Consider the following 26,537-nt stretch of genomic DNA (forward strand, 5'->3'; position numbering starts at 1 on the left):
CCCGGTGCCGCCGCGGCGGGTGGGTTCAGATCAGGACTTCGTGCGGTGCCGGATGGCCGAGGAAGCCGACCGGACTGGCCGTCAGGCCGTAGGCGCCCGCCTGGAACACCGCGATGAGGTCGCCGATCTCCGCGTGGGGCAGTGACACGTCCTTGCCGAGCAGGTCGAGCGGGGTGCAGAGGCAGCCGACCACGTCGACCGTCTCGGTGGCCGGGGCGACGGCGGAACCCACCACCGCGATGGGGTAGTTGCGCCGGATCGCGCGGCCCAGGTTGCCGGTGGCCGCGAGCTGGTGGTGCAGACCGCCGTCCACCACGAGGAAGGTGGTGCCGCGGGAGATCTTGCGGTCCACGACCCTGGTCAGATAGACACCGGCCTCGCCGACCAGATAGCGGCCGAGTTCGATGACGGTGCGCGCCTGCGGGAGCGCGGGGCGGATGACGGTGTCGAGGAGCTTGGCGAGGTTCTCGGCGATCGGCCCCAGGTCCAGGGCGCGGTCGCGGGCGGCGTAGGGGATGCCGAAGCCGCCGCCGAGGTTGAGGTAGCGCACCGGTCCCGGCGCGTGCTCGGCCAGTTCCGTGACCAGTTCCACGGTGCCGCGCTGGGCGGCGCAGATGCTCTCGGCGTCGAGGTTCTGCGATCCGGCGAAGACGTGGAAGCCCTGGAAGTCCAGCCCGGCCGCGCCGATCCCGGCGAGCAGTTCCGGCGCCTGTTCGGCGTCCACCCCGAACTGCTGCGGTCCGCCGCCCAGCCGCATGCCCGAACCGCGCACCGCGAAGGGCGGGTTGACGCGCAGGGCGACGCGGGCGGTGATGCCGAGCTGTTCGCCCGCGAGCCGGACCCGGGCCAGTTCCGTGGCCGACTCCAGTTCCACGATGACGCCCGCGGCGACGGCCTGCCGGATCTCGATCGAGGTCTTGCCGGGTCCGGCGAAGCCGATCCGCTCGGCCGGGACGGTGGTGTCGAGCGCGGTGAGCATCTCACCGGCCGACGCCACGTCGAGGCCGTCGACCAGCGTGCTCATGTGGTGCAGCAGCGCGGGCATCGGATTGGCCTTGACGGCGTAGTTCAGCTCCACGCCGTCGGGCAGCGCCGCCCGCAGTTCCGCGACGCGGCGGCTGAGCAGGGAACGGTCGTAGGCGAAGAAGGGGGTGGAGCCGACGCGTTCGGCCAGCCGCCCCGCGGGCACCCCGCCGACGGCCAACTCGCCGTCCACGACGGTGAACCGGCCGTGCCGGCCGAAGCCGCCGAAAGCGTCGGCGCCCTCCGCGCCCTGACCCGGTGCCGCGCCGCTCATCGGTTGCCCTCCACGGTCCTGCGCAGCTCGACCCGGTCGAATTTCCCGTTCACCGAACGCGGCAGTTCGTCCAGGACGACCGTGCGGCGCGGCAGCATGTACGGCGGCAGCTCGCGGGCGAGCGCCTGGTGCAGCCGGGCGGTGTCGCAGGCCCCCGCGACGACCAGGACCACGTGCTGGCCGAGCCGTTCGTCGCCGACGCCGAGCGCGACCGCCTCGGTGACCAGGCCGCTGGCGTACACGGCCTCCTCGATCTCGGTGGGGCTGATCCGGTAGCCCGACGACTTGATCATGTCGTCGGTGCGGCCGACGAAGTACAGGAAACCGGCCTCGTCGCTGTAGACGGTGTCCCCCGACCAGACCGCCAACTCGGTGCCGCCGTACGGGACGGCGCCCGGCACCGGGCGGAAGCGCTCGGCGGTGCGCTCGGGGTCGTTCCAGTAGCCGAGGGCCACCAGCGCGCCGCGGTGCACCAGTTCGCCGTGCTCGCCGGGCACGCACGGGGTGCCGTCGGGGCGGAGCACCAGGATCTCGGCGTTGGGGATGGCCTTGCCGATCGAGTCGGGACGGCGGTCGGTCTCGTCCGGGTCGAGGTAGGTGGAGCGGAACGCCTCCGTGAGCCCGTACATCAGATACGGCCGGGCCTGCGGGAAGATCTCGCGGAGCCGGCCCAGGGTGGCGCGGGGCATCCGGCCGCCGGTGTTGGCGAAGTACCGCAGCCGCGCGGTCGCCTCCCGCGGCCACTGCTGGGCGGCCAGTTGCAGCCACAGCGGCGGTACGCAGGTGAGCGCGGTGACGCCGTGGCGGGCGCAGAGCCGTACCACCTCGCGCGGCAGCAGGTAGTTGGTGAGCACCAGGTGGGCCCCGGCGATCAGGGTGGTGGTGAGCTGGCTGAAACCGGCGTCGAAGCTGAACGGCAGCGCGGCCAGCACCACGTCGTCCTCGGTGTGCCCGAGGTAGGAGGCGACGCTCTCGGCTCCGGCGAGCAGATTGCGGTGCGAGAGCACCACGCCCTTGGGGCCGCCGGTGCTGCCCGAGGTGTAGAAGACGGCCGCGACGTCGCCGTCCACGACGGCGTCGGCGCCGGGCACCGGCAGCGGCCCGTGCTCGCGCAGCCGCTCCCACGGCACCGCGGTCCAGCGGTCGTCGGCCGGGAGCACGGTGCCGGTGTCGCCGATCAGCACCAGGTGGCGGACGGTGGTGTCCGGCGGCAGCGCCGCGCGTACGGTCTCCAGCCGCTCGGCGGTGGTGACCAGCGCGGTGACCGCGCAGTCGGTGGTGATACCGGCCAGGTGGCGGCCCTTGAAGAGCGGGTTGACCGGGACGAAGACGGCCCCGGCCGCGGAGACCGCGAGCATCGACACGACGGTCTCGACGCGCTTTTCCGCGTAGACGGCGACGCGGTCGCCGCGCCGCACGCCCAACCGGTGCAGGCCGTAGGCGACTTCGGCGACCTGCTCGGCGAGTTCGCCGTAGCTGACGGTGCGGTCCTTGAAGGTCAGCGCCGGGCGGTGGGTCGCGCCGCGCGCGATCAGCCGGTCCAGGCGGGTCAGCGGCGCGGCGACCCGGCGGGCGGCCACCGCCGCCCCGTGGGGCGCCGTGCCGTTCGTGGACGGCGCACTTGTCGCCGTGCCGTTCGCCGTGCCGTTCGTCGCCGTGCCGTTCGTCGCCGTGCCGTGTGCTGTCGTCCGGCCCGTCGTCGGTTCGCTCACCGCCGACGCGCTCACCGTCGGCTCACTCATGGCCGGCCGCGAGTTCCGGCGTGACGAAGTCGGCGACGGTCGCCCACAGCGAGCCGACCGTGGCGAAGGTCTCCTCGGTCAGCAGCTCGTCGTCCAGCTCCACCCCGAAGTGGTCCTCCAGGTCCGCGAGAAGCTGCACGACGCCCATCGAGTCCAGCCCCAGCGCGGCCAGATCGGCGTCCGCCGTCAGCTCGTCGCCCTCCGCGTACGGCAGGCGGGGCAGCAGGACGTCCTGAAAGGTGCGCGGTATCTCCCGCGTCGTCTCGGCCATGGTGATCGGTCCCCTTGTCTTCGTCCGGTCTTCGTCTTCGTCCGGGGCGCGGGACCCACCCGCGCACAGATGTCACTTGACCGCCGGCCGCTCTCGAACCGCCATCGCAGCGCTCTCGCCCGGCCCCTCGGACGAGGTGACGCGGGTTCCCGGGGCGATGGCGCGGCCCCCGGCGGCGGTCCCCGGACAGTGGGCCGATAGCGGATCGATAGCGCGCCGGGAGCCGGTATCAGGGGGCGGTGAGCGGAACGAGGGCGGCGTGATGGCGGCCCGACGCACCATGGGCGGAGCACGAACGGAACCTGACCCGCCGCGGCACCGCATTGATCCACGAAGGGGAGGCACCCTCCATGCTCACGGGGATATCCGACCTCGCGCCGACACCGGACCGCCCGCCGGAACACCCGCGTCCCGCGGGATACGACCGGCACCCGGCCGGCGGCCACGACAGCGGCGATCTCGTCGCGGTCTACCAGTACGCGACCCGCAGCGGCGCCGTCACCCCCGGCTCGATCGACCTGGTCGCGCTCGAACTCGGCCTGTCCGCGGGGGAGGTGTTCGCCGCCGCCGCACGGCTGGTGGAACTGCGGCTGCTGCGCACCGACGAGACGACCGGCACCGGTCTCGTACCGGTGGACCCGCACTCCGCGGCGACCCAGCTCACCTCGCCGATCGAGCGGGCCATCCTCCAACAGCGCGAGCTGGCCGACCGGTTGCGCGCCAGGATCGACTCCATCGCGGGCGGTCCGGGCGGCGCGGAAGGGCCGCTCGGCGTCATCGACACCGTCGAGGGCGAGGCCGAGATCCGCGGTCTGCTGCGGCTGGCGGCCGGTGACTGCGCCACGGAGGCGATCGTCCTGCGCCCCGGTCACGACGCGCGGATCGCGCCCGACGACCTCTTCGACGCCTGCTACGACACGCTCGGCACGGAGATCGACGTACGGGTGCTCTCGCCGCACCGCGACCGCGCCGACTTCGCCTCCCGCGCCCGCGCCAAGAAGCTGACGGAACGCGGCGCGTCGATCCGCACCATCCGCTCCGTGCCGCAGACGGCGGTGGTCTTCGACCGCGCGCTGGCCGTGGTGGTCACCGCGGGCGAGGCGGGCGGACCGCCCACCGCGCGGCAGGTCCGCGACGAGACGATGATCCGGTGCATGGTCGACATGTTCGACCTGCTGTGGGACGGCGCCGCGCCCTTCGCGATGGAGGAGGCGGGCTACGCGGAGGACATCAACGACGACCTCCAGCGCTCCATCGCCCGGCTGATGGCCCAGGGCCTCACCGACGAGGTCGTGGCCCGCCGCCTGGACATGTCGGTCCGCACCTGCCGCCGCCACATCGCGGCCCTGCTGCGCAGCCTGGGCTCGGTCAGCCGCTTCCAGGCCGGCGTCCAGATCGCCCAGCGCCTGTCCCTGGAGGAGGCCGCCTGAACCCGCCCCCCGCACACCCGTCCCCGACCCGCACGGCGGCGGCCGACCCCCACCCGGGTCGGCCGCCGCCGTGGGTTGCGGGGGCGGCGTGCGCGGGCCGGTCCCGGATGTGACGGGCGCGGTACGGCGGTACGCGGTACGCGGAACGGCGGAGCGGCGGAGCGGTCCCGACATGGCCGCGAGCGGTACGGCGGTACGGTCCCGGCATGGCCGCGCCGCCCTCGCCGCGGGTGGTCCGTAGCGAGGGCGGCGCGGTCGACAGCGGCCGGGCGGAAGGGTGTCAGGCCGGGGCCAACTCCGGGGTCAACTCCGGGGTCAGCTCCTGGACCGGGGTCAGTCCGTGGGCCAGGCCCGACAGCGGCCGGGTGCCGCCGAGCTGGTTCAGATCGGCGCCCTCCCAGCCGCGGGCGCGCAGCTCGGTCAGGACCCGCGGCGCGCGCAGCATCCGGCCGCCCGCCACCGTGTAGGAGGCGTCGAGGTCCACGGCGGCCAGCCCGTTGACCTCGGCGACGACGGCGGCCAGGGCGTCCGCGGCCACCGCTTCCGTACGCGCCGCGCGGGCGCCCTCCCCGGCCGTCACCCGGAAGAGGTCGGGGCGGCGCGCACCGGGCAGCGCGGAGCCGGTGTCCAGGCAGTGCAGCCGCAACTCCCGCTCGTCCAGGGGCCGTTCCGTGGTGACCTCGGCGAGCAGCCGGCCGTCTTCCACGGACACCCGCGCGGACCGTACCGCCGGATGCGCCAGCAGCACGCGCTCGGTCGCGTCCAGGTCCACCGCGTCGGGTCCGAGCCGGGCCAGGCGGCGCGGGGCGGGGGCGGTGAAGTCGAAGAGCGCGGCGGCCTCGTCGAGCCGCAGGTCGACGGCCGCGTCGCGGTGCGCCTCCAGCAGCCGCCCGTACCCGCGCAGGAAGTGCTCGACGGCCGCCGCGTCCATCACGTCGGCCCGCGCGTTGAGGCCGACGGTGACCCCGTCGTCCCACTCCCCGACCCGCAGATAGGTGTCGGTCTCGGACAGCGCCCACGCGGTCGGCTCCGGTGTCCGCAGGAGGCGCTCCTTGCGGGTGCCGCAGCTCTTGGTCCCGTGGTTGAGGAAGTTGACCTCGGAGGAGGTCCTGATCGGCGCGCCGCGCCGGAAGGCGTCCTGGGCGACCAGCTCCACGATCTCGTCGTACGGCGCGTACGCGTGCTCCTGCGCCGTCTCCAGCGCGGCGGCGACCCGCGCGACCACCTCGGCGAATCCGGGGTCGCCGCCGAGGTCGACCGAGACGAGCGCCGGCGAGAACATGCACGTCAGCACGGACATCCGGGGTCCGTCCTGGCGGTGGCTGGTCAGCCAGCGGTGGGTGACCGTCCGCTCCCCGGTGTACGTGGCCATGGCCACCGCGTACGCCGCCAGGTGCACCGCGGAGGGCCACACCCGCAGCCGGGCGGCGATCTCGCGGACGGCGGGGAGCAGCGCGGGCGAGGTGAGCGTCGCCCCGAAGGCGGCGACACCGTCGGGCGCGGCCGGCTCACGGCGCCGTACGAACATGTCGGCGGGCAGCTCGGGCACCGCCCGCTGCCAATAGCGCAGCATCTGCGCCCGCTCCGGCGACGGCCGCGCCTCGATGGCGGCGAGGTCGGCGGGCTGGTACGCGACCGGCCCCAACTGCGCCCGGCGGCCGGTGGCGAGCGTGCCGAGCAGTGCCTCGAAGTCGCGCTGGAAGAGCTGCATGCTCCAGTCGTCGAAGGCCGTGTGGTTGAGGACGAGCGCCAGCGTGCGCGGCACGCCGCCCGTGGTGACCGCGCAGGCCCTGATCGGCCACTCGCGTTCCGGGTCGAACTCGGTGGTGGACATCTCGGCGATGACCGCCGCGGGTCCCGGCGTACCGTCCTGCTCGGTGGCGGCCACCAGCAGCGGCATCGGCCCCGGCGGCTCGACCCGCTGTCTCGGGCCCGGCCTGGCGTGTGCGTCGAAGACCGTGCGCAGCCCCTCGTGCCTGCGCACCAGATAGGCCAGCGCGGACCGCAGGCCCGTCAGGGAGAGTCCCTGCGGCAGCGGGTAGTTGGTGACGATGTGCGCGTCGTGACGAGCGCCCGCGGGCACCTGCTGGTACCTCAGCCAGTGGTACCGCTGCCCCCAGCAGAGGTCCGCGCTTCTCACCTCGGGCATCCCGCCCTCCTTCCAAACCGTGAGTGGGACCGGCCCGGCCGCATTCGCGCGGGCCCGTGAATCACCTCCCAGCATCAGGCCCGAACGGGAATAACGGCAGCGTTTCACGGTGGCCGCTTGTTGACGGCAAAAAGCTGCCATCGGGATTCGACCAGGTGCAACCCGGCAAGGGTTGACGGGAGTTGCGCCGTCCGGGAATCTCATGGTGTCGGAGAAACCAGATCCGGCATCCGGGGCCCACTCGGGTCCCGAATTTCCTTACATGGAAGGTGTGGTTCCTTTGTCCAAGACCGCCGTGAAGGCCGCCGTCAAGGCCGCGTCCAAGGCCGCCAGCAAGGCTGCCGTCAAGGCCGCTGACAAGTCGGCGACCAAGGCCGCGTCCAAGGCGGCCAGCAAGGCTGCGAGCAAGGCCGCGTCGAAGGCGGCCGTCAAGGCCGCGGTGAAGGCCGCGTCCAAGGCCGCCTGATCTCGGACCTGCAACATGTCTGAGCTCACGGCCGTGTGACGTCCGTCGCCGGCAAGGCGCCGCGTCCGCCATCAGGCGGCCGGCGCCCTGCCGGCGGGCAGCCCTCCCCCAGGGCCGGACGGCCGACCGCTCGGGCCCACTTCTCCCAGGGAAGGGGAAAGTCCGGTGGAACACGCCGAGATTATCGAGCACCTTCAGCATTCCCTCTCCGTGATCCTGGACCGGCCGCTCCCCGAATTCAGCGCGGATACCAGGATTCTCGAAGACCTGGAGATCGACTCCATGCGTTTTGTCGAACTCCTCATGAGCCTTGAGGACACCATCGGCCTCGAAGTCGACCCCGACACTCTCGAACCCGAGGTATTCCAGTCCGCAGGCTCCTTTGCCGACTACATCAAAATCCGGCTGGACCTCACGCGGGTCGCCGGTTAGCCGAACACGGCACGGCCCAACGGAGGATTCGATGAGGGACACGCTCGTGGCGTGTGAAGCGGCGGCCCATGACGGCGGGTTCACGCCCGGCCTGGAGCTGGCGCTGCGCACGGTGGAGGTCGGCGCTCCCGCGGGACGCGTCGCCGCTTTCCCGGCGGGCCGGGTGCCCACGGGCGCCGAGGTCGTGCCGCACCGCCTCGCGGAAATGGAGGGCGTCGCCTTCGTGGCGTGGCCCCACCGGCCCGCAGAATCCGCCGCACCGGCCTCGTACGACGGGCCCGACGACCGCCGCACCGTATTCGCCGCGCTGCTCGGCGCGGTACGGGTGGGCGTGTCCCGCAGGCTCCTCGACGACGCGGTCGCCCACCTGTCCGGACGGGTGGGCGGCGGCGAGCCCCTGATCCGCAAACAACTCGTGCTCGGCACCGTCGCCGACGTCATGACCGCACTCGACGCCGTACGCCAACTCCTGCTCGTCGCCCACCGCGTCCCCGCGGCCGTGGCCGACGCGCACGACCGGATCACCGCGCTCGACTGGGACACCGCCAAGCTCTTCGGGGCCTCCGGTTACCTCGCCGACGGACCGGTGCGCGCCGCGTACGTCGGCCGGCTCGCGGCGGACTGCTGGACCGACCGGGAGGACGTACAGCCATGATCCCCCTCGACACCCCGCTGCGGGAGCTGCGCGAACAGTGCCGGGAAGCGGGCCGGGAACTGCGCGCCCACGCCCTGGCCGTCGACGCCGACCCGGCCGGCACGGCCCACCTCGACCTGCCCGTCATGGCGCTGGTCAGGTCCGCCTCCACCCCCAAGGACTACCGCACCGGCTCCGCCGTGGACGACGGCGGCTACTCCGACACCTGCCTGTCCCGCGTGGTCGCCAGCGTCGAACTGGCGCGCGGCGACGCGGGCGTGCTCAGCGCCAACACCGGTCCCTCCCTGGCCGGCGTCGCTGTCGACACCCTGGGCAACGAGGCACAGCGCGAACTGTTCTACGACACCATCGCCGACGGTCGCGCCTGGACCTTCTTCGGCATGACGGAACCGGAGCACGGCACCGACGCCACGGCGATGGAGAGCAGGTTCGACGCGGCGGGCGACCCCGCCGACGGTTACCTGCTCTCCGGCTCCAAGCGCTACGTCGGCAACGCCTCCCGGGGCGCGATCGGCGTGGTCTTCGCCAGGACCGGCCGCAGCCCGCTCTCCATCCGCGGCGCGCTGATCCGGCAGCCCGCGCCCGGCTTCCACGGCGAGCCGCTGGACATGATCGGTCTGCGCGGCGCGCGGATCTGCCGGCTGGACCTCGACGAGGTGCCCGTGCCGCGCGAGATGCTGCTCGGCGCCCACCTGCCCGCCTCCCGGCGCGGTCTGTGGGGGATCAGCAGGACCTTCAACGCGATGCGGCTCCAGATCGCCGCGCTGGCCCTGGGCACCGCTCTCGGCACCCGCGACTACGTGACCGAGCAGCGTCCCGGCTGGTCGGGGCACGAGGTGGTCTCCGCCCGGCTCGACGCGGCCACGGCGCTGCTGTACGAGTCCGCGGCGGCCGTCGACCTCCAGCCCGACGTCGTACGGCCGCCGTCCATGGCGAAGCTGCACACCACCGATCTGGCGGTGCGCACCACGCACTGGGCGGCCCGGGCGCTCGGCCCCGGCGCGCTGATCGAGCACCCGCTGCTGGAGAAGTGGAGCCGGGACGTGCTCGCCTTCGAGTTCATGGAGGGCACCAGCAACATCCAGCGGCTGCACATCACCCACGACCTGGCTGCGCGGAAGGGACGGACATGACCGCCACGGACCTGACGGCGCGCCCGGCCACGGCGTCCGTCCCCGCTCCCGCGACAGCTCCCGCGCCCACGTCCTTCGCGTGGTCCGCCCGGCCGGTCACGGAGGCCGACCACGACGCCGTACTCGACCTCTTCACCGAGTCCGACTTCTACTTCCGCACCGCCCGCCCCGCCACCCGCCCGCAGTGGGAGATCCTCGCCCTGCTGGACGAGGACACCCGGCTGCTGAGCGCCGACGGACGGCCCGTGGGCCTGTACGCCCTGGAGGCGATGGGCGCCGAGCACGCCTGCCACTACGTGCTGCACCTGCGGCTGACCTCCCGGCTGCGCACGGACGCCTGGGCGTCGGCGTACCGCGAGCTGGTCCGGGCGCTGCGCTGGCAGCGCGAGGTGGTCCGACTGGCCGTCGTCGTCCACGAGTTCGACGACCGGGGCCTGACCGCCGCCCGCCTGGCGGGCTTCACCGAGGAAGGCGTCCTGACCGGACACGTCGTCCACGACGGACACCGCCGCGGTTCCGTCTTCCTCTCCCGGATCTGGGAGCCCACGTCATGATGCTGCGCGGATACCGGGGCGCCGACCTGCCCCTGCTCACCGGCCACTGGCTGCCGGGCGAGCTGCTCGGCCTGTCCGTGCCCGGCAGGCCCGTCCTGGCGGAACCGGCCCGGGTGCCGGCGCCGGAAGGTCCCGGCGAGGACGGAGCGCCGGGCCAGGACGACGAGTTGTGCGTCGTGCCCGGCACCGGCTTCGTCCGGCTCGCCGCCCTGGACTGGGTGCACCGCAGGGCGCGGCTGGAGATCGGTCTGCGCTCCGGCGCGGAGACCAGCGCGGAGCCGCTGCTGAAGGCCGCCCTCGACCACGCTTTCCGGGTGCTCGGCCTGAGCCGGGTCTTCGGCTGGGTCACCCCGGCCGTGCCGCTGCCCGACGGCCTCCCGCGCGACGCCCTGCTGCGTGACGCGGGGCTGAGCCCGGAGGCCGACATCCCGCGGGCGCTGTGGCTGGACGGCCGCCCGGTGGCCCGACAGATCTGGGGAGCGACCCGCCATGGCTGACCTGACCCTGCTCGGCACCGCCGAGGCCGCCGCGCGGCTGAGCGCCGCGCCGCAGGCCGCCCGCGGCTTCCTCGGCCTCGACCCGGTCACCCAGAACGGCCCGCTGCTCGCCCGCGAGCTGGCCCGTACCGGAGCGCAGGTGCTCCAGGCCGGGGACGTGCTGCTGGGATACGTGCCCAACCCCGCGCAGCCGCGCCAGGGTTGGGTCGCCACCACGTCCGCCGACCCGGAGCCGCTGGCCGCCCTGCTCGCCTTCCTGCGCACCTACCGCCGGTGCACGTCGTATGTCGCCGAGGTCCCCGACGGCTCACCGGCCGTGCCCGCGCTCGAAGCCTGCGGCTTCACCGGCGCCGGCCGGCTGCCCGGCCATGTCTTCCACACCGGCGGCTACCACGACGTGCTGGTCTACTGCGCCACCGAGGAGGGCTGACCCATGCCGTTCGTGACCGTCCGGCATTTCACCGAGGACGACATCCCCACGCGTACCGCCCTGTTGCGCGAGTCGCGCTTCCAGGCGAATCTCACCGACTTCGCGGTCGTCAGCGACGACGACGCGCTCACCGCCAACCAGCGCCGCACCCTCACGCGTGAGCACGACGTCAAGCGGATGTTCACCATGTGCGACTCCCGCGGCGCGACCGTCGGCTTCGCCTGGATCACCTCGATCGACTGGCCCGGCCAGACCTGTGAGCTGTCCTTCGGCGTGCTGCCGGAGTGCCGGGGCCCGTACGGCGCGACCGCCGTGACCGCCGCGCACGCGTACATCCGCGCGGAGTTGAACATGCGGGTGGTCGTCAACCAGGTCCTGGAGCACAACACGATGCTGGTGTCGTCCGGTGAACTCACCGAGCAGCGGCGGGTGCGCTGCGCGTACGACTCCTACACCGTCGGCGAGTGGCGCACCGCCTGCTACTGGACCGAGAGCGAGCAGGACGTGCACCGCCGGCGCGAGCAGGTCGCCGACCGGCGCCGTGCGATCGCCGCCCGTATCCGCTCCACGTCGTCCCAGCCGTCATGAGCGCCCGCGCCGCGGAAGGCGGCTATCTGCACCACGCGACGATCGTGGGCGACACCGTGGTCTTCGTGTGCGAGGACGACCTGTGGACGGTGTCCGCCGACGGCGGCACCGCGCGGCGGCTCACCGCGGGCACGACCGCGTGCGCGGGCCCCCGGCTCTCGCCCGACGGCCGCCAGGTCGCCTTCACCGGCTCCCCCGACGGCCTCACCGAGGTCTGCCTGACCTCGGTCTCCGGCGGTCCCGTCCGCCGGCTGACCCACCAGGCGGGCCGGTGCACGGTCACCGGCTGGCACCCGCTGACCGGCGAGATCCTGTACGCGAGCACCGCGGGCCAGCCCGAGGGCTTCGGCTTCCGGCTGTTCGCCGTGCACCCCGACGGCGGCCCGCCGCGGCTGGTCGAGGCGGGCCCCGCCGCGTCCGTGTCGTACGGGCCCGGCGGCGGTTCGGTGATCGGCCGGAGCATCGCCGACCCGGCGCGCCGCAAGCGCTACCGCGGCGGCGCGGCCGGTGAACTCTGGGTGGACGACGACGGATCCGGCGCGTACCGGCGGCTCGCGCTGCCCGCGGGCAATCCGGCGGACCCGTGCTGGGTCGGCAACCGGATCTACTTCATCAGCGACCACGAGGGCACCGGCAACGTCTACTCCTGCCACTCCGACGGCACGGGTCTGACCCGGCACACCGACCACGACGAGTACTACGCGCGCGGTCTGTCCAGCGACGGCCGCCGGCTGGTCTACCACAGCGGCGCGGTCCTGCACGTGCTGGACCCGGCGCGCGGCGGCACCCGGCGGCTGCGGGTGGAGCTGGGCCCCTCGGGCGTCCAGCACCAGCGCCGTATCGTGTCGGCCACCGGTTTCCTGGACGGCGCGCGGATCGGCCCCGACGGGCAGACCCTCGCGGTCACCGCCCGCGGCAAGGCGTTCACGCTCGCGCCCTGGTCGGGTCCGGTACGGCGGCACGGGCGCCCGGACGGTGTCCGCTACCGGCTGCTGAACTGGCTCGCCGACGGCGAGCGGCTGGTCGCGGTCGCGGGCGACTCGGGGCCCGGTGAGCGGCTGGTGCTGCTGCCCGCGGAGGGCGGCGCGGAGTTGCTCGGCGTGCCGCTGGCCGACCTGGGCTATGTCACCGCGCTGGCCGCCTCGCCCGCCACCGGGCAGGTCGCCTTCGCCACCAACCGGCAGGAGCTGTGGAGCGTCGACACCGACCGGCCGAAGCTGGAGCCGCGGCTGCTCGACACCAGTGCCCATGAGCGGATCGAGGATCTGGCCTGGTCGCCCGACGGCCGCTGGCTCGCCTACACCTATCCGGACACGCCCAGGAGCACGGCCATCAAGGTCGCCGAGGTGGACACCGGACGCACCTCGCGGATCACCCGACCGGTGCTGCGGGACGCGCTGCCGTCCTTCGACCCGGCGGGCCGCTATCTGTACTTCGTCGGACAGCGCGACCTGACGCCCGAGCACGACCAGGTCCAGTTCGAGATCGGCTTCCCCTTCGGCGCCCGGCCGTACGCGGTGCCGCTGACCGCCGACCGGCAGCCGCCGTTCGCTCCGCCGCAGCAGTCGGCGGGCGGCGCGTACTCCCCCGACGGGTACGACGAGGGCGATCCGGAAGGGCCGGTCGCCATCGACTTCACCGGTATCGAACGGCGCCTGGTCCCGCTGCCGGTCCCCGAAGGCCGGTACGCGGCGGTGCTGGGTCTGCCCGACTGCGTGCTGCTGCTGTCGGTACCGCTCAGCGCGCCCGAGCCGGACGACCCGCAGCAGCAACAGGAGGGCAGCGTCACCCTGGTGGACCTGGCGACCGGCGACGTGACCGAGGACTATCTCGGGCCGGTCGACGAGATCAGCACCGACCGCACCGGCACGGCGCTGCTCTACCGGCACAACCACCGGCTGCGCGTGGTGCCCGCGGGCGCGCCCAAGGAGGCCGTGGAGGACTTCGACTCGCCCATCGCCCCGCCGGGGCGGCCCACCGGCTGGGTCGACCTGGACCGGGTCAAGATCCCGTTCGTCCCTGCCGCGGAGTGGCGGCAGATGTTCCGGGAGGCGTGGCGGCTCCAGCGCGAGAGCTTCTGGAACGCCGACATGTCGGGGATCGACTGGGACGCGGTGCACCGGTGCTATCTGCCGCTGCTCGACCGGGTCGCGACCCGCGCCGAACTCTCGGACCTGGTCTGGGAGTTGCACGGCGAGCTGGCGACCTCGCACGCGTACGAGCGCGGCGGCGACTACGGCGCGCCGAGCGGTGAGGCGCAGGGTTTCCTCGGTGTGGACTGGGAGCCCGCGCCGCAGGCCGAGGGCCGGTGGCGGATCGCGCACGTGCTGCGCGGCGACCCGTGGAACCCCGACGCCACCTCGCCCTGCGACCGGCCGGGCGTCGACATCCGGCCGGGCGACGAGATCGCCGCGGTCGACGGGCACCTCGTGGGGCCGGGAGGCCCGGCGGAACTGCTCACCGGTCTCGCGGGCCGCGAGGTCGAACTGACCGTGCTGCGCGGCGGCGCCGTCCCGCGCCGGGTGGTGGTCCGCGCGGCCCGCAGCGAGGCGCGCGCCCGCTACCTGGACTGGGTGGCCCGCAACAGCGCGTACGTGGACACCGTCTCCGACGGCAGGCTCGCGTATCTGCACGTGCCGGACATGTTCAGGACCGGATACGCGGACTTCGTACGGCAGTTCCTCGGCGGTCTGGACCGGGAGGGGCTGGTGGTCGACGTGCGGTTCAACGGCGGCGGCCATGTCTCTCCGCTGCTCCTCGACCGGCTCGCGCGCAGCCGCACGGGTACCGAGCACGGCCGGTGGAGCGGCGCGGTGCCGTATCCGCTGGAGTCGCCGCGCGGTCCGATGGCGGCGCTGATCAACGAACAGACCGGCTCCGACGGCGAGATCTTCGGCCATATGTTCCGCGAGCGCGGCCTGGGCACGCTGGTGGGCACGCGGACGTGGGGCGGCACGATCGCCACCTGGCCGCGGCACGGGCTGGTCGACGGCACGGTGACCACCCAGCCCGAATTCTGCTACTACTTCCGCGGGGTCGGGGCGGGGCTGGAGAACCGCGGGGTCGAGCCGGACATCACGGTCGCCGTGGTCCCGGCGGGGCCGCAGCCCGGCCTGGACGCGCAGTTGGCGACGGCGGTGACGCATCTGCTGACGGTGCTGCCGGCACCGGCGTCGACGGACGGGTCCGGCATGGACATCGCACCGGCCGACGCCGGGGCGGTCGACGCCGGGGCGGTCGACGCCGGGGCCGTCGGCGCCGCGACGGGACGGAGCGGCGGATGAGCGGGCCGGGGGCGGCGGGGCGGGCCGCGGCCGGACCGCTCGTCCCCACGCCTCTGGCGACGAGCCCCTTTGCGGCCGGGCCGGTCGCGGCCGGAAGGGCCCTCGCTGCGCCCGTCACCGGGACCTGCGAGGTGTGGCTGGTGCCGGTGCGGCGGCGCGCGGCGTGGGCCGGTCTGCTCGGCGCCGAGGAGCGGGAGCGGTGGCAGGTGCTCGGTGAGGGCGCGGCGGCCGATACGCTGCTGACCTCGCGGGCGGCCCAACGGCTCGTCGTAGGGCGCTACTTGGGCGTGCCACCGGCCGAGGTGGCCGTCGAGCGGGGTTGCGGGCTGTGCGGCGCGCCCCGGCACGGCCGCCCCCGAGTGGCGGACGCCGCCTTCGACTTCTCCGTCTCGCACACCCGCGAGTGGCTGCTGATCGCGGTCGTCGGCAGCGGCCTGATCGGCGCGGATCTCGACCAACTCGACGCCGACCGTGACGCGGACGGCCTCGCGGTGCTCACCCTGACCCCCGCCGAGCGCGCCGCGTACGACCAACTCCCGCCCAGCGCGCGCCCGGAGGCGTTCCTCGACGCCTGGGTGCGCAAGGAGGCGGCGATGAAGCTGACCGGCCACGGCCTGTCGGCTCCTCCCGCGGCGATCGACGTCAGCACTGCGCTGGCCACGGCGCCGACCGTGCGGGACTGGCCCCGCGCCCCGCTCCACCTCACCCCCCTCGCGGCCCCGCCCGCCCATCGCGCGGCCCTGGCCACGACGGTTCCGGTGACCCACGTCCGGCGGCGCACGCTCCCGGAGTGACGGCGGCCACGCACGGCGCCTACGCACGGCAGCCACGGACGGCAGCCACGCCGAACGGCCGCACCCGACCGCGTACCGATGCGTTTCGGACGGCGCCGGGCGGCGGTCGGCGCGACGCGCGCGGGTGCGCGACGGCACGGCGCGGCGTCGCCGGTCGGGGCCGTCGCGCCGACCTCAAGCGGGCGCCCCGTTCGGGGCGTGACGTCCCGTCACCGAAGGCGTGACCACCGGGTCGCATCGGCGTGAAACGGCCCGAATCCGCCCTACCGGCGAGTGCGGAGAGCGAACTAGCCTCGACACCAAGTTAGTTGCCTACGGCACTTAGTGCTACAGGCACTGACCTCTGCTGCCCCTGGCACCGCTCTGGCACCTTCCGCACCGGCAAGACAGGAGTGTCCGTCATGGCCACCGCCGCGCACCCGCCCGTTGCCGTCACCGCCCCCGCCGCCCGAGGGACATGCCCCTTCGCCCCACCGCCCGCCTACGAACAGGCCCGAGGCGAGGAGGGGTTGAGCCGCGTCCGGCTGTGGGACGGCACGTCGTGCTGGATGGTGACCCGGCACGCGGACATCCGCTCCGTGCTGCGGGACCGGAGCTTCAGCTCGGACGCGAGGCGGCCCGGCTTCCCGTTCCTCTCGGCGGGCCTGCGGACGCTCGCCACCGACCGGCCGACCTTCATCCGGATGGACGACCCGGACCACGCCCGGCTGCGCCGCATGCTCACCGCCGACTTCATGATCCGCAAGGTCGCCGAGATGCGACCGGCGGTACGCCAGGTCACCGACGACCTGCTGGACCGGATGGCCGCCCGCGCCGACCGCACCGCGGACCTGGTCGCCGACTTCGCGCTGCCGCTGCCCTCCATGGTCATCTGCCTGCTGCTGGGCGTCCCATACGCCGACCACGCCTTCTTCCAGCAGTGCAGCAGCACGATGCTGCGCACCGACGCGCCGCCGCGGGAGGTCGCCGCGGCGCAGGACGAACTGGGCGCCTATCTCGCGGGGTTGGCGCGCGCCAAGCGGGCCGCGCCGGACGACAGCATCATCAGCCGCCTCGCCGAGCAGGACGTCCTGGACGACGACGAGATCGCGTCGATGGGCCGGCTGCTGCTGGTGGCCGGGCACGAGACCACCGCCAACATGACCTCCCTGTCGGTCCTCGCCCTGCTGCGCGAGCCCGCCCAGGCCGCGCGGCTGCACGAGGCGGCCCGGCTCGACGAGGACGGCGACGGCTCCGCCCTCGACACCGCCGTCGAGGAGCTGCTGCGCTACATGACGGTGGTCCACAACGGGATCGGCCGGGTCGCCGTCGAGGACGTGGAGGTCAGCGGCACGCGGATACGGGCGGGCGAGGGCGTCCTGTGCATGATCGGCGCCGCCAACCGGGACGAGGACGCCTTCCCCGAGGGCGGCCTGCTCGACCTCGGCCGCCCCGGCGCCCGCCGTCACCTGGCCTTCGGCTTCGGCGTCCACCAGTGCCTCGGCCAGCCGCTCGCCCGCCTCGAACTGCGCGTCGCGCTGCCCGCCGTACTCCAGAGGTTCCCCGGCCTGCGCCTGGCCGTCCCCTTCGAAGAGCTGCGCTTCCGCCACGAGATGGCCGTCTACGGGCTGCACGCGCTCCCCCTCGCCTGGTGAACCCCGCCGCTCCGCAACGAAAGGAACGCCTCATGCGAGTCCACGTCGACACCGACAAGTGCTGCGGCTCCGGCATGTGCGTCCTGACCGCGCCGGGCGTCTTCGACCAGCGCGACGAGGACGGCATCGTGCGGCTGCTGGCCGACGAGCCGCCCGAGGCGACGTGGGACGACGTCCGCGAGGCCGAGGTGGGCTGCCCGGCGCAGGCGATCGAGACGGTCGAGCCGTAGGCCGTAGCCGCAGCCGCAGCCGTATGACGTACAGCCGTACAGCCGCGGTGATCCGGGGGCGCTCCGACGGGAGCGCCCCCGGATCACCGCCCGGCAGTTCCCGCCGCCGGTCGCAGAAGGGGCACAGCCGGTGCGGCGCGACGCGCAGGTCCATCGCGATGTCCTGTCCCGGTCCGCCGCGCCTCGTACGCTGCCCGGCTCAGGCGATGTAGCGGGCGAGTGAGGTGACGACCGCGGCCGGGCGCCGTGACCCTTCGATCTCGATGGTGCTCTCCAGCCTCACCTGGACGGCCGCGTCCAGGCGTGCGGCCTCCGCGAGCCGCGCCGTGGCGCGGATGCGGGAGCCTTCGAGCACGGGCGTGACGAACCGGACGCGGTCCAGGCCGTAGTTGACCGCGAAGGAGACGTTGTCGACGCGGTAGAGCCGGGTGGTGAGTTCGGCGAGCAGCGACAGGGTCAGGTAGCCGTGGGCGACCGTCCGCCCGAAGGGGCCGGAGGCGGCGCGGTCCGGGTCGACGTGGATCCACTGGTGGTCCCCGGTCACGTCGGCGAAGGCGTCGATGCGCTTCTGGTCGACCGCGATCCAGTCGCTGGCCCCCAGATCCTCGCCTTCGGAGTCGGCCAGATCCGTCAGGCCGTCGAAGATCCGCACGTGCCTCGTCCCTTCTGGTTGTCGTCCCGGCCGCTCCCCCGGCGCCGGTGCCGGGAGTCGTCGCCGGGCTGCCGCCGCGTGATCGTCCGGGAGTCGAACCGCCACCGGCCGTCCACGCGGCGGAACCGGTCGGCGTAGGTGTTGCGGGTGACGAGCAGGGCCCGCTCACCGGGGAACCGCTGGGTGACCTCGATGCCGCAGGTCCCGTACGCCTCGTCCCGCGAACCGCCGGGTGCCAGGCTGATGTCGTGCACGCGGTGCCGGGTGTGCGTGGCGCCGTCGTAGGTGAGGACGTTCTCCCGCATCCAGTCCTCGACGTCGGCGCCGGGCATTCCCAGCCAGGTGCCGTCGCGGAAGAGGCGGGCGAAGCGCGCGAAGTCACCGGTGTCCACGCTGTCGCAGTACGCGGTGAGCAGGGCGGTGATCCGCCGGACGTCCTGGGCGTCGAGCGCCGGGCCCCGGGGTGTGGGGCCCGGCGCGTCGACCGGGTCGCGCCGGGTCACGAGGGCTGCTTCGCCAGTTCCTTGGGCTTGCCGCCGACGAACTGGAAGGCCACGAGCGACTTGCTGAATCCGTCGCGTCCGTCACCGAAGTTGATCAGCGAGCCGTCCTTGCCCGCGGCGCCCGCGAAGGGCGTGATCGCGTCGATCGCCTTGGCGAGCTTGTCCCCGTCGGTGTCGCCGTCGGTGGCGTCGAGCCCCTTCTTCAGGACGGTGAAGGCGTCCCAGGTGGCGCCCGCCTGCTCCGCCAGGCCCAGCGCGAGCGCGTCCGCGCTGCCGCCGTACTCGGTGGCGTACGCCTTGACGAAGTCCTGGTACTCCGGCTTGGACGGCTGCTGGTTGGCGAGCGTGTAGATCGCCGGGAGCTTGGTGTACGCGTCGCCGCCGATCTTCAGGGCGTCCGGCGCGATGAGCGAGCCGAAGCCGACGACGGGCACGTTGACCCCGGCCTCCGCCATCGTCTTGAGCATGAGTCCCGCGTCGGCCGCCGCGGAGCCGATGTGGACGACGGCGTCCGGGTGCTCGCCCTTCAGCTTGGTCACGGCCGAGGTCAGGTCGGTCGCGCCCAGCGTGTAGTGCACGGTGTCGCCCGGGTCCATGCCCGCCTGCTTCGCCTGGTCGACGATCGGCTTCCACAGCGTCGATCCGGTCGGGCCGTCGTCCGCGGTCACCACCGGGTGCTTGTAGCCGAGCGACTTGAGCAGGTCGATCATCTGGACCGGGTAGTCGCTCTGGTCGACGGTGGTGCGGAAGGTGTACTTCGCGCCGTCCATCAGGGCGGGTGAGATCGTCGAGGAGTTGATGAAGACGATCTTGCGCGGCTCGACGATCTTGCGGATCGCCAGTCCCTCGATGCTGGTGTAGCCGCCCATCATGACCCCGGCCTTGTCGACCGTGATGGCCCGCTGGGCGACCTTGGCCGACTCGTCGGCGGTGAGCTTGTCGTCGTAGACCTTGAGGGAGAGCTTCCGGCCGCCCGCGCCGCCGTCCGCGTTGATCGTCTTCACGGCCAGTTTGGCCGTGTTGACCATCTGCTCGGCCACTGCCGCGTTGCCGCTGGTGAGCGGGGCGGCGAAGCCGATGACCAGGGTCTTGCCGCCGCCACCGCCGGAGGTGCTGCCCCCGCCGTTGGAGCCGCAGGCGGCGAGCGACATCGTGGCGGCGAGCGCCAGGACGCCGACGCCGAAGAGGGATCTGTGCACAACAGGCTCCTTAACGAAGTGAAATGATGAATCGCCGGCGACGGCGCGTACGCGCGTCACGGGGAGGGTGGGCGGGCTCAGCCGCGAGCGGGCTCAGCCGGAGGTGCTCTCGGTCGGGGGCGGCCTCGGCCGGACGTGGCCTCGGTCGCGTGGCGCGGTCTCAGCCGGACGTGGCCTCGGTCGCGTGGCGCGGTCTCAGCCGGAGGTGGCCTCGGGCCGCCACTGGGGCAGGCCGATCCCGTCGGCGATCCGCAACTGATACGCCTGGACGCGCTGGCCGACGCGGACCTCGTCCACGGGGCAGTCGGTGATGTTGCCCATCATGCGCGGCCCCTCGTCGAGGTCGACCAGCGCGATCACGTACGGCGCGTCCTCGTCGAATCCGGGCATGCCCGCCTGCCGGACGACGGTGTAGGTGTAGACGGTGCCCCGCCCGCTCGCCGCCTCCCACTCGGGCGTCGCCGCACAGACGCGGCAGATCAGCCGCGGGTAGTGCTGCGTGGCGTGGCAGGACGGGCAGCGCTGGATCAGCAGCGTGCCTTCCTGGGCGGCGCGGAAGTAGGTGGCGCTGACCGGGTCGAGTTCGGGGACCGGCTTCGCCCAGGTGTCGGCCACGTCGATGACGTCGAGGGTCCCCTGTGGGCCGCGGATGTTCTCGGTTGCCATCTGCCTCATCTGCCTTTCCCGAGGATGGTGACGCCGATCGTGGAGAACCAGCCGCCGGAGCCGGCCGCGAGCGCCACCTCGCAGTCCGGCACCTGCACCTCACCGGCCTGGCCGCGCAGTTGTCTGACCGCCTCGATCAGCAGGAAGATCCCGCGCAGTCCCGGATGGCAGGCGGACAGGCCGCCGCCGTCGGTGTTGACGGGCAGCTTCCCGCCGAGCCGGAGGTTGCCCTCCTCGGCGAAGGGCCCGCCCTCGCCCGGCTCGCAGAAGCCCAGGCTCTCCAGCAGCAGGATGACCGTGATGGTGAAGCTGTCGTAGAGCATGGCCATGTCCACGTCGGCCGGGGTCAGTCCGGCGCGCGCGAAGGCGTCGGGGCCGGAGCGGGCTCCCGCCGTGGTGGTCACGTCCGGCGCCTGCGAGATGTTCCAGTGGTTCTGGCGGGCGGCCGTGCCCAGGATCGAGACGTACGGCTGCCTGAGGTCGCGGGCGCGCTCCTCGGTGGTGACGATGACGGCGCCGCCGCCGTCGGTGATCGCGCAGCAGTCGAACAGGTGCAGCGGGTCGGCGATCATCCGGGAGTCGAGGACGTCGTCCACGGTCAGCGGCTTGCGGTATATGGCCTGCGGATTGTGGGCCGCGTGTTCGCGGACCGCGACGGCGACGCTGGCGAGCTGTTCCGGCGTGGTGCCGTACTCGTACATGTGGCGCCGGGCGGCCATCGCGTACGCGGCGACCGTCGTCTTGCCGTACGGCTCCTCGTACGCCGCGCCGCCGACGGGCCTGCGGCCGTACGCCGTGCCGAGGCTCCGTCCCATCCGGGTCAGCAGGTCGCTGCCGTAGGTGAGGAGGATGGTGTCCGCCATGCCGGACCGGATCGCGGCCTCGGCGTGCTGGATCTGGAACTCGTAGGCCGATCCTCCGGTGTACGTGCCCTCGATCCACCGCGGGTCGAGGCCCAGGTACTCCGCGGTCTCGGGGAGGTCGACGCCGGGGACGCCGGGGATCCACGCCTCGGCGCAGCCGAAGCCGTCGATGTCGTCCTTGCGCAGGCCGGAGTCGGCCAGCGCGCGTTGCATCGCCTGGGCCTGGTGGCCGAGCGCGTCGAGATGGGGCGCCTTGGGCCCGTCGGACAGTCCGACGGCGGCGATGACCGGGGTGCGGTCGAGGCGGGTCACGGCTCAACTCCTCCTGTTCGTCGTGGAGTTCGTGTGGCGCAGTTCGTGTTTCTGGATCTTGCCCGAGGCGGTTCTCGGCAGCTCGGGGAGCACCTGCCACGAGGTGGGGATCTTCTGCTTGGCGAGCTTGGCCCGGTCCAGGTACGCCGTCATCTCGGCGTCGCCCGGCCACTCCTGGCCCGAGGCCAGGGTGACGAAGGCGCCGACGACCTCGCCGAGCCGCGGGTCGGGCAGTCCGACCACGGCCGCCATGTCGACGGCCGGGTGCCGCTGGATGAGTTCCTCGATGTCGCGGGCGGAGAACTTCTCGCCCGCGCGGTTGATGATGTCCTTGGTACGGCCGGTGATGCGGACCAGACCGCGCGCGTCGACCCGGCCGAGGTCGCCGGTGTAGAACCAGCCCTCCTCGTCGAGCTGTTCGCGGGTGAGGGCCGGGTCGGTGTAGCCGATGAGGGCCTGCGGACCCCTGATCCGCAGTTCGCCCTCCGCGCCGGGCGGGAGCGGCCGGCGCTCGGCGTCGACGGCCTGGATCTCGCTGCCGGGGACGACGGCGCCGTCGTACTCGGCCCTGATGTCGAGCGGTTCGGTGGGGGCGACCCAGGAGACTCCCCCGCCGGTCTCCGTCATGCCGTAGCCGCGCAGCGCGGTGATCCCGACCTCGCCCGCCTCCCGGATCAGATCGGGTACGGTCGCCGCGCCGCCGGACATGAACACCGAGATCGGGTGGCCGGCGCCGATGCCCTCGCGGTGGGCCGCGACCAGGTCGTGGAGGAACACCGAGGCTGCGGTGGTGAAGGTGCACCGTTCGCGTTCGATGATCCGGGCCGCCTCCGCGCCGTTCCAGACCGGCATCACGACGATCTTGGCGCCCATGGACACGGGCCAGACGACCCCGGCGTTGAAACCGGCCAGGTGGGACAGGGGCGAGGCGCAGAAGAAGACGTCCTTGGCGCTCAGCGACATGGTGTGCCGGATGCTGCGCGCGTTGGACACGAATCCCTGGCCCGTCAGCTCGACGCCCTTGGGCGCGGAGGTCGTCCCCGAGGTGTAGAGCATCAGGCAGCACCGGTCGGGTTCGAGCGGGTCGGGGAGCGAGACGGCGGGCCGCCGGTCGTCCCGGCCGGGGAAGGCGCGCCAGCCGGGCCGCGGCTCCTCCAGGTCCACGCAGAAGCGGGCGACCGGTCCCCAGGTGGCGCCCTCCAGGATGCCGTCCAGCTCCTCGGCGGGGCGCCTGCCGCGGTTCTCCGCGATCGAGATCACCGCGCGCGGCTTGCAGTCGTTGACGATGTGCGCCATCTCGTGCTCGCGGTAGATCGGCACGACCGGGACGTTGACCGCGCCGATCCGGAAGGCGGCGACCTGGCCCAGCAGCGCCTCCGCCAGATTCGGCAGCTGGATCATGACGCGGTCGCCGCGAACGACTCCCGCCTCGACCAAGTGCGCGGCGAGCACATCGGCCCACGCGGCGAATTCGCCGTACGTCAGCCGAAGGTCGCCGATCACCAGGAATTCGCGGTCCGGGGTGCGCTCGGCGACGTCGAACACCCACCATCCGAGACGCTCGGAGGTCCAGTATCCGTGCTCGCGGTAGTACGCCTCACGGTCGGTCCTCGTCGTCGGCGCGGGAGCAGCGGCCATGCTCTTTCCTCTCGTCGCGAACTGTGCGGACGGCGAAGCGGAGGCCGTTCACGGGAAGTGGTTAGCCATGTGTAACATCGTCTTAAACCGAGCGCAATGGATCGCGTCAATCTCTTTACCTGGCTAAGCAAATGTGTTTCAGTGCCTCCTGATCACGCTGTTCACGCTGATCACCCGGGGGCACATCTCGCGGACCGAGCCGCACGAGCACGGAGGAGAAGGGCGAGAAATGGACGAGCTGAAGGGGAAGGTCGCCGTCGTCACGGGGGCCGGCCAGGGCATCGGGCGCGCCGAGGCGCGGGCGCTCGCACGGGCGGGCGCGCATGTGGTGGTCAACGACGTGGGCCGTACGCCGGAGGGCCGGCCGGCCGCCGACGAGGCCGTCGAGGAGATCCGCGCGGCCGGGGGCAGCGCCGAGGCCAACGGGGACGACATCTCCACCTGGGACGGCGCGGAGCGGCTGATCGCCCAGGCGGCCGGCGTCCGGGGAAAGCTCGACTTCCTCGTCTGCAACGCGGGCATCATCCGGGACCGCACCATCGTCAACATCTCCGAGGCCGAGTGGGACGCGGTGATGGCCGTCCACCTCAAGGGCCACGCCGGTCCCCTGCACTTCGCCGCCGCCCACTGGAAGGCGCTGCACCAGGCGTCCGGCGAGCCGGTCGACGCCGCCGTGGTGACCACGTCCTCGGAGGCCGGGCTCTACGGCAATTTCGGGCAGGTCAACTACTCGGCCGCCAAGGCGGGCATCGTCGCCCTCACCCAGGTCGCGGCCCGCGAGCTGGCACGCTACGGCGTACGCGCCAACTCCATCTGCCCGCGCGCCCGGACCGGCATGACCGAAGGCGTCGTCGAGGGCATGGCGCCCGCCGAGGGCGCGGCCGACGAGTGGGACCCCGAGAGCGTCGCCGCGCTCACGGCCTTCCTCGGCTGCGCGCACTCCCGGGGGATCACCGGCCAGGTCTTCGTCGTCCACGGCCCGACGGTGTCCCGCATGCGGGAGTGGACGCCCGCGGACGAGATCACCGGGAGCACGGCGCTGCGACTGGACGACATCATCGCCCAGCGGGACCGTCTCGGCTCGGTCCGGGACACGACCGTCGTGGACTTCGCCGAGGCTTCCGCGCGATCGGGCCGCGTGGCCGCGATCTGACCGTACGTCAGCCGCGTACGACGGTGGCCGGGCCCTCGGGGCCCGGCCACCTTTTCGCTGTCCGCGTCGTCAGTCCTCCACGATGATCGCCGCCGCCGGACACCCGGCCGCCGCCGCGTCCGCCGCGGCGCGGTCGGCGGCGCCGATCCGCTCCCGCAGCACGGCCACGGCCCCGTCGTCGTCCAGGCCGAAGACCGAGGGCGCCACCAGGACGCAGTTCCCCGCGCCCACGCAGGCGTCCGCGTCCGCGCTGACGGTGGCGGTGGCGGTGGCAGTGGCCGGGGCGGCCTCTTCGGCCGGGGCCACCACGGCGTTGAGCGGGCTGAACGAGCGCGGCATGTAGCCGCGGTAGCGCGCCGGTTCCGCGTCGCGGTCCCAGCGCAGCGTCCCGTAGCGGTCGAGCAACTGCGAGATCACCTCGACCTCCTCGCCGCGCGAGAGCGCCGCGCCGACGCAGTAGCGCGGGCCGACGTTGAACGCGACGTGCGTCTTGAGATTGCCGCGGTCCAGGTCGACGGTCTCGGGGTGGTGGAACTGCCGGGGGTCCCGGTTCGCGGCCCCGTTGACCGGGTGCACCCGGTCGCCCTTGGCGATCAGCCGTCCCGCCACCTCCACGTCACGGGTCGCCACGCGCACCCGGAACTGCACGGGCGCCAGGTAGCGCAGCACCTCCTCGCCGAAGGCCACGATCTGGCGCTCGTCCCCGCGGATGCGGTCCTGCAACTCGGGGTGGTTCAGCAGCGTGTGGATGGCGTTCTTCAGGAAGTGCGCGGTGGTGTCGGTACCGGCGAAGAACAGCACCCGCGCCTGCGCCAGGATCTCCTCCTCGCCCCACTGCTCCAGCACGCCCTGCCCCTGCTCCCACAGCACCGAGATCAGGTCGTCGCGCGGCTCGTCCCGGCGCACCCTGATGACCGGGAGCAGCACCTCGTTGAGGGCGGAGGCCGCGGCGGCCGCCTCCGCGTACGCCTCCTCGTCCTCGCCGAAGGTCTCGGTCCAGCGGAACATCGTGGAGTTCCAGCGACGGCACTTGGCCATCAACTCCTCGTCGCGCCAGTCGAGTCCGAGCAGCGCGGCGATGACGTCGCTGGGCACCACCGAGGCGAACTCGGCGGCGAGGTCGACATGGGTGCGCCCCTCGATCGCGTCGAGCCGGGCGCTCACCAGCTCCGCGATGAAGGCGGTGCGGTACTTGCGGACCGTCGTCGGCGTGAAGTGCTGGAGGAGGAAGTTGTGGACGCGGTGGTGCTGCTCGCCCTGGAGGAGCAGCACTCCCTTGGGTCCCCCGTAGACGTCCGCCGCGCCCTTGAGTTCGAAGTACGGGTGGGCGAAGAGATCCTCGTTGAGCTGGATGTACCGGCACTCCTCGTAGCCGACGACGATCCAGGCGTTCATGCCCTCGTCCCAGTGGACGGGACCGCGGGCGAGTCGGTCGGCGAAGAAGGGATACGGGTCTTGGTCGCGTGCTTCCTTCAGGCTCTCCATGGCGGGTTGGGCCTCCGAGGTGGATGGGGTCAGGCGCCGCCCGACGACGCCGGGCGGTGGGACACCAGAGCGGTGTCGACACCGGTGGGTCCGAGGTCGGCCGAGCCGCCGGGGTGGCCCAGCGGCTCGTCGCGCCCCGGAAGGGGTTCGAGGAAGAAGCGGGCGTTGTCCTCCACGAAGTCGGCCTGGCCCTCGGGTACTTCGTCGCGGTACTTGATGGCCGTGACGGGACAGACCGGCTCGCAGGCACCGCAGTCCACGCACTCGTCGGGGTGGATGTACGCCTTGCGCGAGCCCTCGTAGATGCAGTCGACCGGGCAGACCTCGACGCAGCTCCGGTCGAGCACGTCGATGCAGGCGCCGTGGATGACGTAGGCCATGGGAATGCCGACTTCCTGGTTGAGAGGGACAGTGGTGAACGCCCGCCGGTTCGGGCGGTGATGAACGGCTCCCGGTGGGGGCGGTGTTGGACGCCCGCCG

Annotated in this window: 26 protein-coding genes; 14 read left to right on the top strand and 12 right to left on the bottom strand. The window is 73.1% G+C overall.

Annotated features, from left to right (window positions below):
• Nucleotides 1-25: 25 nt before the first annotated feature.
• The 3 genes from ACFZAM_RS14665 to ACFZAM_RS14675 are packed head-to-tail and all read right to left on the bottom strand — an operon-like array spanning nt 26 to nt 3,310.
• Nucleotides 26-1,297: a pyridoxal-dependent decarboxylase, exosortase A system-associated gene (locus tag ACFZAM_RS14665; protein WP_391046009.1), complete on the bottom strand. Its 1,272-nt coding sequence runs from the start codon at nt 1,295-1,297 to the stop codon at nt 26-28.
• Nucleotides 1,294-3,039 carry an acyl-CoA ligase (AMP-forming), exosortase A system-associated gene (locus ACFZAM_RS14670; RefSeq protein WP_391046011.1) on the bottom strand — a complete coding sequence of 582 codons (1,746 nt, stop codon included), beginning with the start codon at nt 3,037-3,039 and terminating at the stop codon, nt 1,294-1,296. Before ACFZAM_RS14670 ends, ACFZAM_RS14665 begins: the two co-directional genes overlap by 4 nt.
• A complete protein-coding gene (locus tag ACFZAM_RS14675; protein WP_355341384.1) occupies nt 3,032-3,310 on the bottom strand; it encodes a phosphopantetheine-binding protein in 279 nt (92 codons plus the stop codon). The genes ACFZAM_RS14670 and ACFZAM_RS14675 overlap by 8 nt, the downstream gene beginning before the upstream one ends.
• 350 nt (nt 3,311-3,660) lie before the next feature.
• On the opposite strand from ACFZAM_RS14675, the gene ACFZAM_RS14680 reads away from it, so the two are divergent.
• Nucleotides 3,661-4,740, top strand: a complete 1,080-nt coding sequence (locus ACFZAM_RS14680) for a hypothetical protein (protein ID WP_355341381.1) — start codon at nt 3,661-3,663, stop codon at nt 4,738-4,740.
• A gap of 280 nt (nt 4,741-5,020) precedes the next feature.
• On the opposite strand, the gene ACFZAM_RS14685 is transcribed toward ACFZAM_RS14680, so the two are convergent.
• A complete protein-coding gene (locus ACFZAM_RS14685) occupies nt 5,021-6,889 on the bottom strand; it encodes a condensation domain-containing protein (RefSeq protein ID WP_391046014.1) in 1,869 nt (622 codons plus the stop codon).
• Nucleotides 6,890-7,169: 280 nt separating this feature from the next.
• Here ACFZAM_RS14685 and ACFZAM_RS14690 point away from each other — a divergent pair, with 280 nt between their 5' ends.
• From ACFZAM_RS14690 to ACFZAM_RS14745, 12 genes are all read left to right on the top strand, one after another.
• On the top strand, nt 7,170-7,355 hold the full coding sequence (locus ACFZAM_RS14690; protein WP_355342376.1) for a hypothetical protein: 186 nt from the start codon (nt 7,170-7,172) through the stop codon (nt 7,353-7,355).
• 165 nt (nt 7,356-7,520) lie between these two features.
• A complete protein-coding gene (locus tag ACFZAM_RS14695; protein WP_188284224.1) occupies nt 7,521-7,787 on the top strand; it encodes a phosphopantetheine-binding protein in 267 nt (88 codons plus the stop codon).
• 31 nt (nt 7,788-7,818) lie between these two features.
• On the top strand, nt 7,819-8,442 hold the full coding sequence (locus ACFZAM_RS14700; protein WP_355342379.1) for an acyl-CoA dehydrogenase family protein: 624 nt from the start codon (nt 7,819-7,821) through the stop codon (nt 8,440-8,442).
• Nucleotides 8,439-9,575: an acyl-CoA dehydrogenase family protein gene (locus ACFZAM_RS14705; protein ID WP_355342382.1), complete on the top strand. Its 1,137-nt coding sequence runs from the start codon at nt 8,439-8,441 to the stop codon at nt 9,573-9,575. Before ACFZAM_RS14700 ends, ACFZAM_RS14705 begins: the two co-directional genes overlap by 4 nt.
• Nucleotides 9,572-10,129: a hypothetical protein gene (locus ACFZAM_RS14710; protein ID WP_391046019.1), complete on the top strand. Its 558-nt coding sequence runs from the start codon at nt 9,572-9,574 to the stop codon at nt 10,127-10,129. The genes ACFZAM_RS14705 and ACFZAM_RS14710 overlap by 4 nt, the downstream gene beginning before the upstream one ends.
• A complete protein-coding gene (locus tag ACFZAM_RS14715) occupies nt 10,126-10,626 on the top strand; it encodes a hypothetical protein (protein ID WP_355342388.1) in 501 nt (166 codons plus the stop codon). Before ACFZAM_RS14710 ends, ACFZAM_RS14715 begins: the two co-directional genes overlap by 4 nt.
• Entirely contained in the window at nt 10,619-11,056 is a 438-nt protein-coding gene (locus ACFZAM_RS14720) for a GNAT family protein (RefSeq protein WP_355342391.1), read from the top strand. Before ACFZAM_RS14715 ends, ACFZAM_RS14720 begins: the two co-directional genes overlap by 8 nt.
• 3 nt (nt 11,057-11,059) lie before the next feature.
• Nucleotides 11,060-11,644, top strand: coding sequence for a GNAT family N-acetyltransferase (locus ACFZAM_RS14725; protein WP_355342394.1), 585 nt, complete (start codon nt 11,060-11,062; stop codon nt 11,642-11,644).
• Nucleotides 11,641-14,928 (top strand): S41 family peptidase, encoded by a 3,288-nt coding sequence (locus tag ACFZAM_RS14730; protein ID WP_391046022.1) that lies wholly within the window; start codon nt 11,641-11,643, stop codon nt 14,926-14,928. Before ACFZAM_RS14725 ends, ACFZAM_RS14730 begins: the two co-directional genes overlap by 4 nt.
• Complete coding sequence (locus tag ACFZAM_RS14735) at nt 14,925-15,722, top strand: 4'-phosphopantetheinyl transferase superfamily protein (protein WP_391046024.1); 798 nt, start codon at nt 14,925-14,927, stop codon at nt 15,720-15,722. Before ACFZAM_RS14730 ends, ACFZAM_RS14735 begins: the two co-directional genes overlap by 4 nt.
• Before the next feature lie 401 nt (nt 15,723-16,123).
• Nucleotides 16,124-17,356 carry a cytochrome P450 gene (locus ACFZAM_RS14740; protein ID WP_391046026.1) on the top strand — a complete coding sequence of 411 codons (1,233 nt, stop codon included), beginning with the start codon at nt 16,124-16,126 and terminating at the stop codon, nt 17,354-17,356.
• A gap of 32 nt (nt 17,357-17,388) precedes the next feature.
• Nucleotides 17,389-17,586 (top strand): ferredoxin, encoded by a 198-nt coding sequence (locus ACFZAM_RS14745; RefSeq protein WP_188284234.1) that lies wholly within the window; start codon nt 17,389-17,391, stop codon nt 17,584-17,586.
• Between the two features lie 199 nt (nt 17,587-17,785).
• Here ACFZAM_RS14745 and ACFZAM_RS14750 read toward each other — a convergent pair whose 3' ends face one another.
• From ACFZAM_RS14750 to ACFZAM_RS14775, 6 genes are all read right to left on the bottom strand, one after another.
• On the bottom strand, nt 17,786-18,238 hold the full coding sequence (locus ACFZAM_RS14750) for a MaoC family dehydratase (RefSeq protein WP_355342406.1): 453 nt from the start codon (nt 18,236-18,238) through the stop codon (nt 17,786-17,788).
• Nucleotides 18,217-18,741 carry a nuclear transport factor 2 family protein gene (locus tag ACFZAM_RS14755; RefSeq protein ID WP_391046028.1) on the bottom strand — a complete coding sequence of 175 codons (525 nt, stop codon included), beginning with the start codon at nt 18,739-18,741 and terminating at the stop codon, nt 18,217-18,219. Before ACFZAM_RS14755 ends, ACFZAM_RS14750 begins: the two co-directional genes overlap by 22 nt.
• Complete coding sequence (locus ACFZAM_RS14760) at nt 18,738-19,940, bottom strand: ABC transporter substrate-binding protein (RefSeq protein WP_391046030.1); 1,203 nt, start codon at nt 19,938-19,940, stop codon at nt 18,738-18,740. The genes ACFZAM_RS14755 and ACFZAM_RS14760 overlap by 4 nt, the downstream gene beginning before the upstream one ends.
• 195 nt (nt 19,941-20,135) lie before the next feature.
• A complete protein-coding gene (locus tag ACFZAM_RS14765) occupies nt 20,136-20,615 on the bottom strand; it encodes a Zn-ribbon domain-containing OB-fold protein (RefSeq protein WP_355342415.1) in 480 nt (159 codons plus the stop codon).
• Nucleotides 20,612-21,781, bottom strand: a complete 1,170-nt coding sequence (locus ACFZAM_RS14770) for an acetyl-CoA acetyltransferase (RefSeq protein WP_391046032.1) — start codon at nt 21,779-21,781, stop codon at nt 20,612-20,614. The genes ACFZAM_RS14765 and ACFZAM_RS14770 overlap by 4 nt, the downstream gene beginning before the upstream one ends.
• Before the next feature lie 3 nt (nt 21,782-21,784).
• Complete coding sequence (locus ACFZAM_RS14775; RefSeq protein ID WP_391046034.1) at nt 21,785-23,419, bottom strand: AMP-binding protein; 1,635 nt, start codon at nt 23,417-23,419, stop codon at nt 21,785-21,787.
• A 229-nt stretch (nt 23,420-23,648) separates the two neighbouring features.
• Between ACFZAM_RS14775 and ACFZAM_RS14780 the strand changes: the two genes are divergently transcribed.
• Nucleotides 23,649-24,572 carry an SDR family NAD(P)-dependent oxidoreductase gene (locus tag ACFZAM_RS14780; protein WP_355342424.1) on the top strand — a complete coding sequence of 308 codons (924 nt, stop codon included), beginning with the start codon at nt 23,649-23,651 and terminating at the stop codon, nt 24,570-24,572.
• A 69-nt stretch (nt 24,573-24,641) separates the two neighbouring features.
• Here the strand turns inward: ACFZAM_RS14780 and ACFZAM_RS14785 are convergent, their stop codons facing one another.
• Nucleotides 24,642-26,057 carry a cytochrome P450 gene (locus tag ACFZAM_RS14785; RefSeq protein WP_391046037.1) on the bottom strand — a complete coding sequence of 472 codons (1,416 nt, stop codon included), beginning with the start codon at nt 26,055-26,057 and terminating at the stop codon, nt 24,642-24,644.
• 29 nt (nt 26,058-26,086) lie between these two features.
• On the bottom strand, nt 26,087-26,437 hold the full coding sequence (gene fdxA, locus ACFZAM_RS14790) for a ferredoxin (protein WP_355342430.1): 351 nt from the start codon (nt 26,435-26,437) through the stop codon (nt 26,087-26,089).
• Between the last annotated feature and the right edge of the window lie 100 nt (nt 26,438-26,537).

The sequence above is a fragment of the Streptomyces sp. NPDC008079 genome (assembly GCF_042957385.1).
Lineage (GTDB): Bacteria > Actinomycetota > Actinomycetes > Streptomycetales > Streptomycetaceae > Actinacidiphila.